The 16,416-nt window shown below is 67.1% G+C and carries 15 protein-coding genes; 9 read left to right on the top strand and 6 right to left on the bottom strand.

Features of this window, described 5'->3' with window-relative positions; genetic code table 11:
- The first annotated feature begins 95 nt into the window (after positions 1 to 95).
- On the top strand, positions 96 to 668 hold the full coding sequence (locus tag AC1RJ5_RS16875) for a DUF3617 domain-containing protein (protein WP_269572951.1): 573 nt from the start codon (positions 96 to 98) through the stop codon (positions 666 to 668).
- Between the two features lie 45 nt (positions 669 to 713).
- Here the strand turns inward: AC1RJ5_RS16875 and AC1RJ5_RS16870 are convergent, their stop codons facing one another.
- From AC1RJ5_RS16870 to AC1RJ5_RS16860, 3 genes are all read right to left on the bottom strand, one after another.
- Positions 714 to 1,175 (bottom strand): hypothetical protein, encoded by a 462-nt coding sequence (locus AC1RJ5_RS16870; RefSeq protein WP_184164510.1) that lies wholly within the window; start codon positions 1,173 to 1,175, stop codon positions 714 to 716.
- 106 nt (positions 1,176 to 1,281) lie between these two features.
- Entirely contained in the window at positions 1,282 to 1,713 is a 432-nt protein-coding gene (locus tag AC1RJ5_RS16865; RefSeq protein WP_269572952.1) for a hypothetical protein, read from the bottom strand.
- Positions 1,714 to 1,768: 55 nt separating this feature from the next.
- Positions 1,769 to 3,007: an MBL fold metallo-hydrolase gene (locus AC1RJ5_RS16860; RefSeq protein ID WP_269572953.1), complete on the bottom strand. Its 1,239-nt coding sequence runs from the start codon at positions 3,005 to 3,007 to the stop codon at positions 1,769 to 1,771.
- Between the two features lie 75 nt (positions 3,008 to 3,082).
- Between AC1RJ5_RS16860 and ligA the strand changes: the two genes are divergently transcribed.
- From ligA to AC1RJ5_RS16820, 8 genes are all read left to right on the top strand, one after another.
- The gene (gene ligA / locus AC1RJ5_RS16855) at positions 3,083 to 5,212 is read left to right on the top strand and encodes an NAD-dependent DNA ligase LigA (protein WP_493114504.1); all 2,130 of its coding nucleotides are present in this window, start codon (positions 3,083 to 3,085) and stop codon (positions 5,210 to 5,212) included.
- Positions 5,213 to 5,381: 169 nt separating this feature from the next.
- Complete coding sequence (locus tag AC1RJ5_RS16850) at positions 5,382 to 8,198, top strand: TonB-dependent receptor (protein ID WP_342251288.1); 2,817 nt, start codon at positions 5,382 to 5,384, stop codon at positions 8,196 to 8,198.
- A 215-nt stretch (positions 8,199 to 8,413) separates the two neighbouring features.
- A complete protein-coding gene (locus AC1RJ5_RS16845; RefSeq protein WP_269576512.1) occupies positions 8,414 to 9,451 on the top strand; it encodes a sensor histidine kinase in 1,038 nt (345 codons plus the stop codon).
- Positions 9,448 to 10,254 carry a LytR/AlgR family response regulator transcription factor gene (locus tag AC1RJ5_RS16840; protein WP_269572956.1) on the top strand — a complete coding sequence of 269 codons (807 nt, stop codon included), beginning with the start codon at positions 9,448 to 9,450 and terminating at the stop codon, positions 10,252 to 10,254. Before AC1RJ5_RS16845 ends, AC1RJ5_RS16840 begins: the two co-directional genes overlap by 4 nt.
- Before the next feature lie 76 nt (positions 10,255 to 10,330).
- On the top strand, positions 10,331 to 10,678 hold the full coding sequence (locus AC1RJ5_RS16835) for a hypothetical protein (RefSeq protein ID WP_493114501.1): 348 nt from the start codon (positions 10,331 to 10,333) through the stop codon (positions 10,676 to 10,678).
- Complete coding sequence (locus tag AC1RJ5_RS16830; protein WP_269572958.1) at positions 10,675 to 12,231, top strand: methyl-accepting chemotaxis protein; 1,557 nt, start codon at positions 10,675 to 10,677, stop codon at positions 12,229 to 12,231. Before AC1RJ5_RS16835 ends, AC1RJ5_RS16830 begins: the two co-directional genes overlap by 4 nt.
- A gap of 181 nt (positions 12,232 to 12,412) precedes the next feature.
- Positions 12,413 to 13,180 (top strand): isocitrate lyase/PEP mutase family protein, encoded by a 768-nt coding sequence (locus tag AC1RJ5_RS16825; protein WP_493114499.1) that lies wholly within the window; start codon positions 12,413 to 12,415, stop codon positions 13,178 to 13,180.
- A 4-nt stretch (positions 13,181 to 13,184) separates the two neighbouring features.
- Positions 13,185 to 13,517 (top strand): GIY-YIG nuclease family protein, encoded by a 333-nt coding sequence (locus AC1RJ5_RS16820; RefSeq protein WP_493114497.1) that lies wholly within the window; start codon positions 13,185 to 13,187, stop codon positions 13,515 to 13,517.
- A 473-nt stretch (positions 13,518 to 13,990) separates the two neighbouring features.
- Here AC1RJ5_RS16820 and AC1RJ5_RS16815 read toward each other — a convergent pair whose 3' ends face one another.
- The 3 genes from AC1RJ5_RS16815 to AC1RJ5_RS16805 are packed head-to-tail and all read right to left on the bottom strand — an operon-like array spanning position 13,991 to position 16,362.
- Positions 13,991 to 14,263 carry a DUF3297 family protein gene (locus AC1RJ5_RS16815; RefSeq protein WP_269572961.1) on the bottom strand — a complete coding sequence of 91 codons (273 nt, stop codon included), beginning with the start codon at positions 14,261 to 14,263 and terminating at the stop codon, positions 13,991 to 13,993.
- 17 nt (positions 14,264 to 14,280) lie between these two features.
- Positions 14,281 to 15,939 (bottom strand): FAD-dependent oxidoreductase, encoded by a 1,659-nt coding sequence (locus AC1RJ5_RS16810; RefSeq protein WP_493114495.1) that lies wholly within the window; start codon positions 15,937 to 15,939, stop codon positions 14,281 to 14,283.
- 48 nt (positions 15,940 to 15,987) lie between these two features.
- Positions 15,988 to 16,362, bottom strand: coding sequence for a hypothetical protein (locus AC1RJ5_RS16805; protein WP_184164478.1), 375 nt, complete (start codon positions 16,360 to 16,362; stop codon positions 15,988 to 15,990).
- Positions 16,363 to 16,416 lie beyond the last annotated feature (54 nt).

Raw genomic sequence — 16,416 nt, 5'->3', positions numbered from 1 at the left:
CCCGGGTATCCCGCCGACCGCGGCGCCAATCGCCCCTTGTAATCCCCCGCAAGTTCCGTTCTGGCTGCCCCGCACGCCAACCCCAGGGGAACATCATGCGTCTGACGATTCTCGCTGCCGGAGCGCTGCTCCCGCTCGCCGCCTGCAACCAGGGGCCCTCGACCGAGGAGAGCGCGCGTCAGACCGGGGTGATCCAGCTGGAAAATGCCAGCATGGAGGAAGTCGCCAAGCAGAGCGCGGCGGCCGAGACCAAGGCGCCCGGCCAGTCGGCGGGCCAGTGGGAGGAAGGCGAGCAGCTGGTCGCGCTCGAGGCCGGCGGCGCACCCGAGGAGAAGGTCGCCCCGCTCAAGGCCGAGATCGGCAAGCCGCCGCGGATGCGCAGCGGCTGCCGCACCGCGCAGGACGTCAAGCCGTTCGACGTCACGCAATTCCCGGCGATGCAGAGCATCTGCCGCTTCCCCAAATTCGCTTCGAAGGCGGGCAAGGTCGATGCGGTGATGGAATGCACCACGCCGGCGGGCCCGTCGCGCGTGTCGATCAGCGGCACCCAGGGTCCCAACGCCTATGACCTGACGATGAAGCGCAGCATGACCATGCCCGGCCAGACCAAGGAATCGTCGATGACGATCCGCCTGACCGGCAAGCGCCTGGGCGCGTGCAAGGCGTGACCCGCCACGGCGCATGCCGCTCGGGCATGCGCCGATCAGCCGGCGTCAATATTCGCGACGATAGGCGATGCGCCACATCAGCGTGGCGGTAGCGGCAGCGAACAGGGCCAGGATACCGCTGGTCGCCAGCGCGCTGAGCCAGCGCAGCACGAGCGCGCGATTGTCCATCGGCGGCATCTCGAACAGCCCGAAGCCATAGGTCTGCGCGCCGATGAAGATGGCGAGCGCGGTCAGCGCGCCGACCAGCGCGGCATGGCGCGCGCGGCGCAGCCCGGCGACATGCATCGCCACCCAGACCGGCCCGCCCACCGCGGTGATCGCGATGCCGGCGATCAGGCTGCCGATCATCCAGCCGCCGACCAGGCTGAGCGGGTCGCGTTTGCCGCCGAGCAGCAGCAGCCCGAGCACGATCAGCCCGGCAAACATACTGCCCACGCCCAGCGCCAGGCCGGCGCGGTCGATGGTCGTGTCATAGCTTCGCACGGCGCTGGCGGCGCGGTCGTTCACGTGGGACCCCCTCCCGGATTCGCGGGAGGATAAACCCGGGCGCCGAGTCCCTTCAAGCACCTGAAAGATACGGAGGCCGCCCGAAACGGAACGGCCCCCGCGGCGCTCAGTTGACGATGGTGAAGCCGGGCACCGGCCGCGTCTCGCCGCCGTCATGATACATGTCGATATGGACATCGACCGCGTCCTTGCCGGGGCAGGTCACTTTGTAGAGATCGACAATGAAGCCATAGGGCCCTTCGCCGACATTGCCGGCGCGATCGAATTTCGGCGCGGTGCCATCCTCGCAGCGCAGCTTGCGCAGATAGGCGACTTCCCCCTCGGGCATGTTCTCGCGCACCGGATTCGCCTTGCTGCCGAGCGGCGATTCCGCGGCCTTGGCGATCGCCTTTTCGAGCTTATTGCCCTTCATCCCCGCGCCCATCGACAGCATCATGTCGCGGCCCTTGTTGGGCAGCTTGCCTTCCTGCTTCTCCTGGATCGGCGCGGCGGCGATCCCCATTGCCGCGATCACGGCCAGGGCAATGAACTTGCGCATCTGTCTCTCCCCCTTCGAGAGGCCGCAGCCTAGCGCATCCGCGCCAAAGCGGAAGTCAGCGCAGCGCGTCGAAATTCCCGTTTCGGATGCAGCGATCGAGCCCTGCATAATCGGGCGCGCGCGGCGCAGCACCCATCGGCGGCACCTCGAAGCCCTGCCCGATCGGATGCGCGGCAAAGCTGGCCGGATCCTCGCCCGCGCATTGCATCATGCCGCGCAGCATTTTCGGCGGGGTCGCATAGCCTTCGCGCGACAGGCGGAAGGTGCCCCAATGCACCGCCAGCGAAGGCGGGCGGCCCAGCCCGTCCCATACCCGGATCGCGTCCTTCGGCCCGATATGGCTGCCGCTCTCCATCTGCCCTTCATCGAAGCGGAAGGCACCGATCGGGATCGCAGCGAAGCGGATCGGACCCAGCGCCGCTGCCTCGGCTGGCCATTTGCCGTCGCCGAGGCCGGTATCGCCGGCGAAGAAGAAATTGCCGTACGGCAGCCGCACCAAGAAGCTCGACCAGAGCGCACGATTGCGATCGGCGAACCAGCGGCTGTCCCAATGGTGGCTGCGCGTCACATGGACGACCGCCGGCCGCGGCGCCCGATACGGCTTGCCCTTCTCGGGCTCCTCGGAACGGATCGCGATCGCTTCCTCGCCCCAGTCGCGCGCGACGACACCCGGGCAATCGCCGCAATCAAACATCGGCGGCGACGGAATCCCCGCCTGATGCAGCAGCGTGTCGTTGCCCAGGCTGGTGACGATGATCGGATGGTCGCGGTCCCAGAGCCGCTTGAGCGTCGCCAGGTCCATATGGTCGTAGTGATTGTGGCTGACGAGGACGATATCGATCTTCGGCAGATCCTCGAAGCGCACGCCGGGCTCGGCCACCCGCTTCGGGCCGAAGCCATAGGGGCCGACCGTCTCGCTCCACACCGGGTCGGTGAGGATGTTGAGCCCGCTCGCCTGCACCAGCACGCTGGCATGGCCGATCCAGGTCACGCGCATCCGTTCACCCTCCACGCTGGCCGGCGGCTTGGAGGGCGTCACCGCAACCTTGTCGGGCCAGGCCGGTCGCGTCGGATCGCCGAATATCTGCTGCCAGAGCAATTTGTTGCGGCGCGTGGCGGAAATATCGAGCGCATCGCCGCCGTCCGGGTTGAAGAAGCGCTTGCCGTCGAAATGGCCGCTGACCGGCCCGGTATAGTAGATGCGATCGAGGAAGAAGGGCGCGGCCGTGGCGACGAGGCAGAACGCCACCACGATCCAGAGCAGCGAAGCGAGAGCAATCCGGATCAGGCGCATTCCCCACTTTATCGTTACGCCTCCGCACGTCTTCAAGCTTGATCGTGGCAGGCCCGCCAGCCTAACCCCGGCGCCATGAATCCGCTTCCCCAGACTCCGGAACAGGCAGCAGCAGAGCTCGAGAAGCTCGCCGCCGAAATCGCGCACCACAACCGGCTCTACCACGCCGAGGATGCGCCCGAGATCAGCGACGCGGACTATGACGCGCTGATGCGGCGCAACACCGCGATCGAGGCGGCCTTCCCCGATCTGGTCCGCGCCGATTCGCCGTCGAAGCTGGTCGGCGCGGCGCCGTCGGGCGCCTTGTCCAAGATCGCCCATGCCCGGCCGATGTTCAGCCTCGACAATGGCTTCAACGACGAGGATGTCGCCGACTTCCTCGGCCGCGTCCGCCGCTTTCTCAACCTTGGCGATGCCGAGCCGGTCGCGCTGACCGCGGAGCCCAAGATCGACGGGCTGTCCTGCTCGCTGCGCTATGTGAACGGCAAGCTGGTCCAGGCGCTCACCCGCGGCGACGGCCAGATCGGCGAGGACGTGACCGCCAATGCGCGCACGATCCGGGACATCCCGCATGAGATCAGCGGTGCGCCCGAAATCTTCGAGGTGCGCGGCGAAGTCTATATGGCCAAGGAGGATTTCGCCGCCCTGAATGCCAGGCTGCTCGCCGAGGCCGAGGCAAGCGGCAAGGAAGCCCGCCAGTTCGCCAATCCGCGCAACGCCGCCGCCGGCTCGCTGCGCCAGAAGGACGCGACCGTAACCGCCTCGCGCCCCCTGCGCTTCTGGGCCTGGGGCTGGGGCGAAGTCACGGCGCTGCCGGGCGAGACCCAGGTCGCGGTGATCCGCGCGATCGAGGCGATGGGCTTCCCGGTCTCGGACCTGTTCGTCGGCCCCGTCGATCTCGACGCCGCGCTGGCGCAGTACCGGAAGATCGAAGCGGTGCGCGCCGACCTGCCCTTCGACATCGACGGCGTGGTCTACAAGGTCGATCGGCTCGACTGGCAGACGCGACTCGGTTTCGTCGGCCGCTTCCCGCGCTGGGGCCTGGCGCACAAATTCCCCGCCGAGCGCGCCCAGACGATCCTGCGCGCGATCGACATCCAGGTCGGCCGCACCGGCAAGCTCACGCCCGTGGCGCGGCTCGAGCCGGTCACTGTCGGCGGCGTCGTCGTCACCAACGCCACGCTGCACAATGCCGACGAGATCGCGCGGCTCGGCGTGCGCCCCGGCGACCGCGTCGTCCTCCAGCGCGCAGGCGACGTGATCCCGCAGATCGTCGAGAACCTTACCCGCGACGAGGCACGCGAGCCCTGGGCCTTCCCGACCCATTGCCCGATCTGCAATTCCGAAGCGGTGGCGGAGGAAGGCGAAGTCGATATCCGCTGCACCGGCGGGCTGATCTGCCCGGCCCAGCGGCTCGAGCGGCTCAAGCATTTCGTCAGCCGCGGCGCGCTCGACATCGAGGGGCTGGGCGAGAAGACGCTGGTCGAGTTCCTCGATCTCGGCTGGATCGCCGAGCCGGCGGACATCTTCCGCCTTGCCGCGCACCGCGAGGAGCTGCTCGGGCGCGAAGGCTGGCAGGAGAAGTCGGTCGATGCGCTGATCGCCGCGATCGAAGCCAAGCGCGCGCCCGACGCGGCGCGGCTGCTGTTCGGTCTGGGCATCCGCCATATCGGCGCGATCACGGCACGCGACCTGCTCAAGCGCTACACCACCCTGCCCGCGCTGCAGGCGCTGGCCGACGAGGTGATCGCGCTGCGCGATGCCACCCCGCCCCAGATCGGCGAGACCGAGGCCAAGCATCGCGCCCGGCTCGACAAGGCCATCGCCGAGCATATCGGCGTCGAGAATGTCGGCGGTGCGGTCGGCCAGGCGCTGGCGGATTTCTTCCACGAGCCGCACAATCGCGCGGTGTGGGACGACCTGCTGCGCGAGGTGGCGCCGCCGCCCTACATCGTCGAAACCCGCGAATCGGAAGTCTCGGGAAAAACGCTAGTTTTCACCGGCACGCTGGAGGCGCTGAGTCGCGACGAAGCCAAGGCCCAGGCCGAATCGCTGGGCGCGCGAGTCGCCGGATCGGTGTCCGCGAAGACCGATCTGGTGATTGCCGGGCCCGGCGCCGGATCGAAGCTGAAAAAGGCCGCGGACCTCGGGATTCGCGTCATTTCCGAGAGCGAATGGCTGCAAATCGTCGCCACGGTGGCGTGACTTTTTTGCAACGCAACAATCCTGAATTACAGATTAACAGCCCGCCCCAGCATGACTCGGATTGACTGTCACAGGACCGACATAAAACAATAGCATGGGCGGCGACGACGGTGAACCGCACCGCGTTCAGTGCACACGATAAGCACACACCGAAAGGGAAACACCTCTAATGCGCACCAAGCTTTTTGCGGGCGTGGCTTTTGCCGCGCTGCTGATCCCGGGGGCCGCCTTCGCGCAGTCGACCGGTTCCGCGGACTTCGAGGGCGAGGAAATCGTCGTCACCGGTTCGCGTGTGAACACGGGTCAGATCACCATCCCCGATGAGCCGAAGACGCGCGTCACGGTGGGCGCCGAGACGATCTCGCGCCAGCGCCCCGGCCAGACGGTCAACGAAATCATCAACCTGGTTCCGGGCGTCAGCTTCCAGAACAACGACGCGACGGGCGCCGCGGGCGGCACCTTCACGATCCGCGGCTTCGACAGCTCGCGCATCTCGCAGACGCTGGACGGCATTCCGCTGAACGATACCGGCAACTATGCGATCTACACCAACCAGCAGCAGGATCCGGAAACGCTCGAATCGGTGAGCGTGAACCTGGGCACCACCGACGTGGACAGCCCCACCGCATCGGCCGTCGGCGGCACCGTCAACATCCGCACCCGCGTTCCCTCGGAGCAGTTCGGCGCGATGCTGTCGGGCACCTATGGTGACTATATCGGCATCGGCAACAACATGAGCCGTCCGATGTTCCGCATGTTCGGCATGGTCGACACCGGCGACATCGCCCACACCGGCGTCCGCGCCTTCTTCTCGGCTTCGAACCTCGAAGCCCGCCAGCCGTTCAACAACTATGGCCGCCTGAAGAAGCAGCAGTATAACGGCCGCATCTACAAGAGCCTGGGCGACAATGGCGACTTCGTCTCGCTCGCCGGCCAGTACAACGAGAACCGCAACAACTTCTTCGGTTCGGTTCCGCTGCGCACCGATCGCTATGCGAGCTACACCCTCGTTCCGGCGACCCCGACCACCCCGGCCTTCATCCAGGGCCTGGGCACCCGCATCACCGGTCCGAACAGCGCCAACCGCTTCCCGTGGAACCGCGACGAGCGCTACTACAACATCAACTATCCGTGCACGATCAACACCGCGGCACGTCCGGGTCTCGCCGACACGCCGTCGGCCGCTCCGGCTGCTCCGACCGCCGGCGCCAGCTGCGGCCAGGAATTCGATCGTCGCTACAACCCGTCGAACACGGGCAGCCTGCGCTTCGGTTCGCGCTTCTCGCTGACCGACAGCCTCGTCTTCACGCTCGACGCCAGCTACCAGTACACCAAGGCCAATGGCGGCGGCACGGTCAGCCTGCTCGAGGGCTGCGGCACCCAGGGCAGCACCACGCTGCGCACCTGCGGCGCGGGCACCTACACCGGCGTGATCAACACCACCGGCAACACCGGCAACGGTTCGCCGGGCGGCTTCGGCTATTATGTCGGCCGCGACCTGAACGGTGACGGCGACACCCTCGACACGATCCTCGCGATCGCGCCGAGCCAGACCCAGACCCGCCGCTTCGGCGCAGTCGCCAACCTGATCTACGACCTGAACGACAACAACCGCGTTCGCCTGACCTACACCTTCGACTATGGTCGTCACCGTCAGACCGGCGAAGCCGGCCTGGTCGGCACCGACGGCGAGCCGTTCGACGTGTTCCCGGTCAACAACGGGATCCTGGACTCGAAGGGCGCCCTGATCGAGAAGCGTGACCGCAAGTCGATCGCGATGCTCAACCAGGTGTCGGGCGAATATCGCGGCCAGTTCATGGACGAGAAGCTGATCGTCAAGGTCGGCGTCCGTGCACCGTTCTTCGAGCGTCGTCTCGACCAGCGCTGCTTCACCGTGCAGGGCAACGGCAACGTCTCGTGCATCTCGCCGAGCCAGGTTGCCGCCTATGCGGCCGCCAACCCCTACACCTACTTCGCGCCGGGCGTGACCACGGTCGGCACGGTCGTCCGTCCGACCACCGGTTCGTGCGCCATCACCACCCGCGCCTGCGTCGTCGGCTTCGCCCCGCCGCAGAAGCGCACCTTCAACTACAACCGCGCGCTTCCGAACGTCGGCGTCACCTACAAGTTCGGTGACGGCTACAGCGTCTATGCCAGCTATGCGAAGGGCCTCTCGGTCCCGGGCACCGACAACCTGTACAACTCGTTCTACTATGCGGCCGGTTCGCCCCAGGCGAAGCCGGTGCCGGAAACCACGGACAGCTTCGAAGGTGGCTTCCGCTACAACACCGGCAGCATCCAGGCGCAGCTGTCGGGCTGGTACACCAAGTTCCAGAACCGCACCGTCTCGGTCTACGACATCGAAAGCGACACCAGCGTGTATCGCAACCTCGGCGCCGTCGATAAGTATGGCTTCGAAGCGTCGATCGCCTATCGTCCGGTCCGCGACCTGACGGTCTATGCCTTCACTTCGTACCTGCACTCGAAGATCAAGGACAACATCGAGGCCGGCGTGACCTCGACCGGCACCGTCAACTACTTCCAGACGGCCGGCAAGCGTGAAGGCGGCTCGCCCGACTGGACCGTCGGTGGCCGCGTCCAGGGCACCATCGGCCTGTTCGACATCGGCGTGCAGTCGAAGTACACCGGCCCGCGCTTCGTCAACGACGAGAACCTGCCGGTCTATGGTTGCGCTGGCACCATCAGCGGCGGTCTCTGCCCGAGCGCGCAGCAGTACGTGATCTACTATGCGAAGATCCCGGCCTATGCGGTTGTCGACCTCGACGTCCGCTTCAACCTGGGCAAGCTGCTCGACAACCAGAAGACCTACTTCCAGCTCAACGTTAGCAACCTGTTCGACCGGTTCTACGTTGGCGGCCTGTCGGGCTCGTCGGGCTTCGTCGGCCTGCCGAACCGCTACTCGGTCGGCAACGCCATCATCGGCACGCCGCGCTCGATCACCGGCTCGCTGGTCGTCGCTTTCTAAGCGACCCGCCTGACGGCAACGAATTCCGCCGCTCCGGGCAACCGGGGCGGCGGTTTTCGTTTCGGGCACTCACGGTTTTGCCCTCGCGCCGCGCCGATGGTAGAGGCGGGTTCGTGGCGACCCTCGACCCAAGCTCTCCGTTCTTCGCGCAGCCGGTAAAGCCTCCGGTCGCGCTGTCGCGTCCGTTCTTCGAGGACAAGAACCGCGCCTTCTGGATGCTCCAGGCGGGCGGCTGGACCGGCTATCTGCTGCTGCGCACCGTGGTGTCGCTGTCCAACGGCTTCAGCGTCGAAGGCGTGATCGCGGTGATCATCGAGGCGATCATCGGCTATTGCCTCACGCTGCTGCTCTCGACGCTGTACGGCACGTACCGCCGGCTGCCGCGCATCCCCGCGATCCTGCTGACATTGGCGACGCTCGGCACCGCCACCGTGATCTACGCTGTGCTCGATGCCTTCATCTATTCCTTCATCAAGATGCCGGAGCCGAGCATCTCGATCAATCTCGTCGTCGGCACGGTGTTCATCAACTTCACCGTGCTGGCCGGCTGGTCGGCGCTCTATTTCGCGGTGAACTTCTACCTGGTGGTCGAGCGCCAGATCGACCAGATGCAGGCGCTGGAGATGCAGGCCAGCCAGGCCCAGCTCGCGATGCTGCGCTACCAGCTCAACCCGCATTTCCTGTTCAACACGCTGAACTCGATCTCGACGCTGGTGCTGCTCAAGCAGACCGAGCGGGCGAACATCATGCTCAGCCGCCTCTCCTCCTTCCTGCGCTACACGCTCGCCAACGAACCGACCGCGCATGTCACGCTCCAGCAGGAGGCCGAGACGCTGAAGCTCTATCTCGAGATCGAGAAGATGCGCTTCGACGATCGCCTGCGCCCGGTGTTCGAGATCGACGAGCGCGTCGCCAAGGCGCGGCTGCCGTCGCTGCTGCTCCAGCCCTTGGTCGAGAACGCGATCAAATATGCGGTGACCCCGCAGGAAGAGGGCGCCGAAATCACCGTCTCCGCTCGGCTCGCCGGAGAACGGGTGCAGATCACCGTATCCGACACGGGTCCGGGATTGATCGAAGCCAAGCAGCGGCCGACTCTTTCAACCGGCGTGGGGCTCGCCAATATCAAGGAGCGGTTGGCCCAGGCTTTCGGGCCTGACCATCGATTTGAAGCGCGTTCGGACCCAGGGAAGGGGTTCAGCGTTGAGATCGAGATACCGTTCCAGATCGAGGAACCTAATCGAGAGGCCGCATGACCATTCGGACCATCCTGGTAGACGACGAATCCCTGGCAATTCAGGGGCTCGAGCTCCGGCTCCAGGAACATGAAGATGTCGAGATCATCGACAAATGCTCGAACGGGCGCGAAGCGATCCGTTCGATCAAGACGCACAAGCCAGACCTTGTCTTCCTCGACATCCAGATGCCCGGCTTCGACGGGTTCTCCGTCGTCCAGGGCCTGATGGAAGTCGAACCGCCGCTGTTCGTGTTCGTGACCGCCTATAGCGATCATGCCATCCGCGCCTTCGAGGCGCAGGCGATGGACTACCTCATGAAGCCGGTCGAACCCGCCCGGCTCGCCGACACGATCGAGCGGGTGCGCCAGCGCCTGAGCGAGAAGCGCGGCGTCGAGGAGATCGAGAAGCTCAAGGAAGTACTCGCCGAAGTCGCGCCCGACGCGGCCGACGAGATCGCCGCCTCCGCCGTCGATGGCGAGATGGCGTCGAGCCGCTTCGAGAAGCTCATCAACATCAAGGATCGCGGCCAGATCTTCCGCGTCGACGTCGACACGATCGAGCGGATCGACGCGGCCGGCGATTACATGTGCATCTACACCGGCGACAACACGCTGATCCTGCGCGAGACGATGAAGGACCTGGAGAAGCGGCTCGATCCGCGCCGCTTCCAGCGCGTCCACCGCTCGACCATCGTGAACCTCGACCTGGTCCGCCAGGTCAAGCCGCACACCAATGGCGAGTGTTTCCTGGTGCTCGATTCGGGCGCGCAGGTGAAGGTGAGCCGCAGCTACCGCGACGTCGTCGCGCGCTTCGTCCACTAGGCGCCGCACCTCAGGAAAAATCCGCAGTCGCGGGCGTGACCGGACCGGCGCGCCCGCGATTTTTCTATAATGGAGGGTGCACCAGCACCCAGCCTCTCCGGCGACAGCCAAGCCGCGTGGCCGCCTGCCCCTCGCACTCGCGTGGCAGGCGCTGCTGCTGCTCGCCCCCGGCCTGCTGATCTTCGCGCCGCCCGTGAACGGCACGATGCTGCTCGTGCCGCTCTATCCGGCCAGCGCCGCCACGGTGGAGGATGCCGCCCTGGCAGCCGGCGGGACCCCGGGCGCCGTGGGCCCGCTGCCGCGCTCGCGCTTCGTCGAGGGCGATCGTGCCCGCCTGCTCCCCGCCGCGCTCCGCCGCGGCATGATTCTCGTCAGCGTATCGCCGCGCATCTGCGGCGAATTCCAGATGGAACCCCAGCAATGACCGAACTCTCCCTCGACGCGATGCGCCGCATGGGCATGAAGCTGCTCGCCGCCCTGATGGGCGTGATGGCGCTTGCCACCGTCGTCGGCACCTTCTTCACCAGCGTGGGCAATGAGGGCATCGCCCTGTTCCTCGCGCTGGCGCTGCCCGCCTGGCCGATCTGGCTGGCGCTGGGCGGCCGCACCGATGCGCAGGCCCGCATGGTGGTGACCATGACGATGGTCGCCCAGCCCGCGGTGATGCTGTTCGTCTTCCAGGGCCAGCCCTGGCAGGTCGACCTGCACATGCTGTTCTTCGCCTCGCTCGCCACCACGGCGATGCTGGTCGACTGGCGCGCGATCGTCGCCGGCGCGGCCGTCGTCGCGCTCCACCATCTCGGGCTCGGCATGCTGGTGCCCGACTGGGTGTTCCTCAACGGCGGCGGCCTCGGCCGCATCCTGCTCCACGCGGTGATCCTGATCGCCGAGACCGGTGCGCTCGTCTTCCTCTCGGCCCAGCTCGCCGGGCTGATCGACGCGCTCAACACCGAGACCCGCCAGCGCGCCGAGATCGAAGCGCGCACCGCCGCCGAGCGCGCGCGCCACGAGGCCGAGCTCACCACCGTCATCGAGACGGTCAGCGCCAGCCTCTCCGCGCTCGCCAGGGGCGATCTGCGCAGCGGCATCGCCGGGCACCTGCCCGCCGCCTATGCCGCGCTCGAGGCCGACTTCACCCAGGCCGTGGAAAGCCTGAGCAAGCTGATCGGCTCGGTCGGCATGGGCACCGAGGCGATCCGCCTCGCCTCGAGCGAGATCGCCGCCGCGTCGGAAGACCTTGCCCGCCGCACCGAGAGCACCGCCGCCAGCCTCGAGCAGACCAGCGAGGCGATCGGCCAGATGGACCACCGGCTCAAGGCGATCGCGATCAGCGCCGACGGCGTCGTCGCCCGTGCCGACGAAGCGATCCTCACCGTGCGCGAGAGCCGCACCGTGGCCGATGAAGTCGTCGGCGCGATGGGACGCGTGTCGGACAGCGCCAAGGGCATCGACGATGTGATCGAGGGCCTCGACAAGATCGCCTTCCAGACCCGCGTGCTCGCGATGAACGCCGCTGTGGAAGCCGGCCGTGCCGGCGAGGCGGGCCGCGGTTTCGCCGTGGTCGCCGATCTCGTCTCCGCGCTGGCGATGCGCGCGGAAGAGGAAGCCAAGCGCGCCCGCGAGCAGCTGACCGTCACCCAGGAAGACATCCAGAACGCCGTCGGCGCGGTCGGCAAGGTCGATGGCGCGCTCGGCAGCATCTCGGAGCATGTCGCCCAGGTCCACCAGCTGCTCGGCGCCATGGCCGAGGACAACCAGACCCAGGCCGCCGCGATCGGCCGGATCAGCAGCGCGATCGGCACGATGGACGCCACCACCCGCCAGAACGCCGCAATGGTCGAGGAAACCTCCGCCACCGCGCGCAAGCTCAGCGACGAAGTCGAGGTACTGGCCGACAGTGCCGCGCAGTTCCAGGTGGCGGACGCCCCGGCGAACCCGATTCGCCGCAACGCCCCGGCGAGCACCCGCCTGCATTGAGCCGACTGCGCTTCCATCTTGCACCGCCGCCCCGGCACGCGCCGGGGTGGTAGCGCAAACACGCGGCACCTGTCGCGAAACCCGCACCAGCTAACGCCACCCAACACAAAAGGACGCTACGGACTCTTGCGGTTGTTCTGATGCCGATCTAGAACAATAAGAGAACAAGAGGGGTTCCCAAATGTCCGCAAAGTTCCAGAGCTTCGCCGCGCTGCACGTGCCCGGCGATCCGGTGATCCTGTTCAACGTGTGGGACGCGGGCAGCGCCCGCGTCGCCGAGCGCGCGGGGGCGAAGGCGATCGCCACCGGCAGCGCCTCGGTCTCGACCGCGCATGGCTTTGACGATGCCGAGGCGCTGCCGCTCGAGCTCGCGCTCGCCAATGCCCGGCGCACCGTCGGCGCGGTGGCGCTGCCGGTCAGCGTCGATTTCGAGGGCGGCTATGCCGTCGATCCCGATGCGGTTGCCGCCAATGTCGAGAAGCTTGCCGCCACCGGCGCGATCGGCTGCAATTTCGAAGACCAGGTCGTCGCCAGCAACGGCACCGCGGCGCGGGTGATGCACGGCGTCGCGGAGCAATCCGCCCGCATCGCCGCGATCCGCTGGACGGTGGGCCCGAATTTCTTCCTCAACGCCCGCACCGACATCTTCCTGATCGCGCCGGGCGACACGCATGACGCGGCGATGGCCGATGCGGCGATCGAGCGGGGCAAGGCCTATGCCGATGCCGGCGCCAGCGGCTTCTTCGTCCCCGGCCTGGCCGACCTGGCGCTGCTCGAGCGCGTGGCCAAGGCCGTGCCGCTCCCGGTCAACTTCATGGCCTTCCCCGGCGCGCCCGAGGCGAAGGCCGTGGCGGAAACCGGCGTGGCCCGCATCAGCCACGGCCCCTTCCCCCACATGGCCGCGCTCAAGGCCTTCGAGGACGCGGCACGGGCGGTGTTCGGGGGATGAACCGATGACGCGGGAACGAACACCCTGCGTCTATATCCTCGCCAGCGGTCCGAGAGGCACGATCTATATCGGCGTAACCTCGGACCTGCCCGGCCGGCTCTTCCAGCATCGTAATGGCATCACGGGTGGCTTCGTGCACGAGCACCGGGTCTACCGGCTGGTCTGGTACGAAGTCGCCGAATGCATGGAATCGGCCATCGCCCACGAGAAGCAGCTCAAACGCTGGCACCGCGACTGGAAGCTCAACCTGATCGAACGCCAGAACCCCGAATGGAACGACCTGGCACCGCGTCTGGGAATTGCCGAGCCGCTGCCCCAACCCCCACCGTCATGCTGAACTCGTTTCAGCATCCAACGCGCGGCGGGCGACGCCGCCTGATCCGCCAGGCTACGGCCCGGCCCAGCCTTGGACCCTGAAACATGTTCGGGGTTGCGACGCCGGTGAGGCAGCCAAGCTTCGAAAGTCCGGACTGAACCTGCGCCGGCCCGCGAACTGCCGAACCGCCGCCCCAAACTCACCGTCATGCTGAACTTGTTTCAGCATCCAACGCGCGGCAGGCGATACCGCCTGATCCGCCAGGCCATGGCCAAGCCCGACCTTGGACCCTGAAACAAGTTCAGGGTGACGAGGAATTCTGATGCTCCGTCTTTCCTGCGCGGAGGGGCTAGGAATGTAGGATTCCGCCTGCCACCCCCGACAGGCTCTTTCTCATCGTCGAACACCCCCCGAGGCGCACGAAACCGTGCTCCCGCGCGCATGCGTGGGGGTATCAAGAGATTCAATGAATCGCGCAGCCAACCGGCCGAAGATCAGCCCTCGGCCGTCTCTTCCGCTTCGCCGGCGGCCGGGCGCTCGAACCAGGCTTCCACCGGGCCGTTCAGCTTGATGGTCAGCGGGTTGCCCTTGCGGTCGACCTTGTTGCCCAGCGCGGCGCGGATCCAGCCTTCGGAAATGCAATATTCCTCGACGTCGCGGCGCTCGACGCCCTTGAAGCGGATGCCGATGCCGCGCTCCAGCAGTTCGCGCTGGAAAAAGGGGCTGTTCTGGTTGACCGACAGGCGGTCCGGAGGCGTATCACTCATGGCCGAGCCCTTTGCCGCTATTGGCGCAGGCTTTCAAGATAACGGTGGATCGACGAGACCACCACCGATCCCTCGCCCACCCCGGACGCGACCCGCTTCACCGATCCCGAGCGGACATCGCCGACCGCGAAGATGCCGGGCTTGGACGAGCAGAAGAAGGTCTCGCCGCTGCCCGTCCGCACGAAGCCGGAGGAATCGAGCGCCAGGCAGTCCTCGAGCCAGTCGGTCGAGGGCACCGCGCCGATCATGACGAACAGCGCCCCCACCCGGCGGCGGCTGGTCTCGCCGGTCTTGCGGTCGGTCCAGCGCAGCCCTTCCAGGTGCCGCTCGCCCTCCAGCTCGGTCACTTCGGTAAAGGGATGGAGCGTGATCCGGTCCGATGCCTCGATCCGGTCGATCAGATAGCGCGACATGGTCTCGGCCAGGCCCTTGCCGCGGACCAGCACATGGACGTGCCCGGCGCTGCGCGCGAGGTAGATCGCCGCCTGCCCCGCCGAATTGCCGCCGCCGACGACCACCACTTCCTGTCCGGCGCACAGCCCGGCCTCCATGTTGGTCGCGGCGTAATAGATGCCATTGCCTTCCAGCGCGGCATAATTGGGCAGGTCGAGCTTGCGGTAGCGGGCGCCGGTGGCGACGACCACGGCGCGGGCCTTGATCTCGGTGTCGTCGTCGAGCCGAACGGTGAATGGCGTCTGCGAGCAGTCGAGCCCCACCGCGCCGCGCGAGATCAGCAGCCGCGCCCCGAATTTCTGCGCCTGCACCTGCGCCCGCCCCGCCAGCGCCTGGCCCGAGATGCCGGTCGGGAAGCCCAGATAGTTCTCGATCTTGGAGCTGGTCCCCGCCTGTCCGCCCGGCGCGATCGACTCGATGACGATGGTATCGAGCCCTTCCGAGGCGGCATAGACCGCCGAGGCGAGCCCTGCCGGTCCGCCGCCGACCACGGCAACGTCGTGGACATGGCTCGGGTCGAGCTCGACGGTGAGGCCCAGCGCATCGGCGACCTGGCCGTTGCTCGGCCGGCGCAGCGTCTGGCCGCGGACCACCACCACCGGCAGATCCTCGGGGCTGAGCTGGAAACATTCGAGGAAGCCGCCGGCATCGGCGTCGGTCTCGGTGTCGATCTGGCGATGCGGCAGGCCGTTGCGGCGCAGGAAGCTCTCGATCCGCGCGGTGGCGGCGCCGTGCGCGGGCCCGATCAGCGCGATGCCCGCCTCGCCATGGAGCATCATCCCCACCCGGCGCAGGATGAAGGCGCGCATCACCACTTCGCCGATATCCGGCTCGGATGCGATCAGCCGGCGAAAATCGAGCCGCTCGACCCGGGCGACCCTGGTGCCCGGTCGTGCCCGGGCGGAGACGAGGATCTTGCGGTCGTTGAACAGGTCGAGCTCGCCGGTGAACTGGCGCGGCCCATGGACATGGACGACATGCTCGCAGCCCTTGGCATTCGCATCGAGCACTTCGACCGCGCCTTCGAGGACCAGGAAGAAGTCGACGCTGCGCTCGCCCCGCTCGAACAGCATGCCGCCATCCGGCCAGTCCTCGACGCTGCCGAACGCGGCGACGCGCCCGGCCATGTCGTCATTGAGTTCCGGAAAGGTCTGGGCCTCCCGCCGATAGGGATCGGAAGGATCGGCGGCGAGCTGCGGCTGCAGGTGCGAATCGGTGCCCATGGCCGCAGCGTAACAAGGGGGTGGCCGGTGACCACCCCCCTGAAAGTGTTAGCGGCAGTAACGCACCCGGACCGGACGATCGAGATACGGATCCCAGACGCGGCGGGTCTCGCACCAGCCGCGATACGAGCGGTAGTGGTTGCGGTAGTAATAGCCGTCGGTCGGGTAGTAGCCGTGATCGCGGTAATAGCCGCGATCATAGTCGTAGCGGCGGTCATTGTTGTTGGCGATCGCGGCGCCGATGGCCAGGCCGGCGATGCCCGCGACGATCGCGGTGCCGGTATCGTCATGGCCGCGATAATGGTGGCGGTCGCCATAATAGCCGCCGCGATAGCGCTGCGCCTCGGCCGACGGTGCGAAGGCGGTGAGTGCCGCGGCACCCATGGCGAAGCCGAGCACCACCCTCTGCGTGAACTTGAACATCATATCCTCCTCAACTGATGGCGCCTCCGGCTGCCCGAGGAGGGACGAGTCGCG

Source organism: Sphingomonas sp. GW822-FHT03G08 (assembly GCF_058801135.1).
This window is presented reverse-complemented; position numbering and strand designations above follow the sequence as displayed.

Excerpts from the sequence above, each read along its gene's own strand:
- AC1RJ5_RS16875 (WP_269572951.1), top strand. The coding sequence starts at position 96 with ATGCGTCTGACGATTCTCGCTGCCGGAGCGCTGCTCCCGCTCGCCGCC.
- AC1RJ5_RS16865 (WP_269572952.1), bottom strand. The coding sequence starts at position 1,713 with ATGCGCAAGTTCATTGCCCTGGCCGTGATCGCGGCAATGGGGATCGCC.
- AC1RJ5_RS16860 (WP_269572953.1), bottom strand. The coding sequence starts at position 3,007 with ATGCGCCTGATCCGGATTGCTCTCGCTTCGCTGCTCTGGATCGTGGTG.
- ligA (WP_493114504.1), top strand. The coding sequence starts at position 3,083 with ATGAATCCGCTTCCCCAGACTCCGGAACAGGCAGCAGCAGAGCTCGAG.
- AC1RJ5_RS16850 (WP_342251288.1), top strand. The coding sequence starts at position 5,382 with ATGCGCACCAAGCTTTTTGCGGGCGTGGCTTTTGCCGCGCTGCTGATC.
- AC1RJ5_RS16845 (WP_269576512.1), top strand. The coding sequence starts at position 8,414 with ATGCTCCAGGCGGGCGGCTGGACCGGCTATCTGCTGCTGCGCACCGTG.
- AC1RJ5_RS16840 (WP_269572956.1), top strand. The coding sequence starts at position 9,448 with ATGACCATTCGGACCATCCTGGTAGACGACGAATCCCTGGCAATTCAG.
- AC1RJ5_RS16830 (WP_269572958.1), top strand. The coding sequence starts at position 10,675 with ATGACCGAACTCTCCCTCGACGCGATGCGCCGCATGGGCATGAAGCTG.
- AC1RJ5_RS16825 (WP_493114499.1), top strand. The coding sequence starts at position 12,413 with ATGTCCGCAAAGTTCCAGAGCTTCGCCGCGCTGCACGTGCCCGGCGAT.
- AC1RJ5_RS16820 (WP_493114497.1), top strand. The coding sequence starts at position 13,185 with ATGACGCGGGAACGAACACCCTGCGTCTATATCCTCGCCAGCGGTCCG.
- AC1RJ5_RS16815 (WP_269572961.1), bottom strand. The coding sequence starts at position 14,263 with ATGAGTGATACGCCTCCGGACCGCCTGTCGGTCAACCAGAACAGCCCC.
- AC1RJ5_RS16810 (WP_493114495.1), bottom strand. The coding sequence starts at position 15,939 with ATGGGCACCGATTCGCACCTGCAGCCGCAGCTCGCCGCCGATCCTTCC.
- AC1RJ5_RS16805 (WP_184164478.1), bottom strand. The coding sequence starts at position 16,362 with ATGTTCAAGTTCACGCAGAGGGTGGTGCTCGGCTTCGCCATGGGTGCC.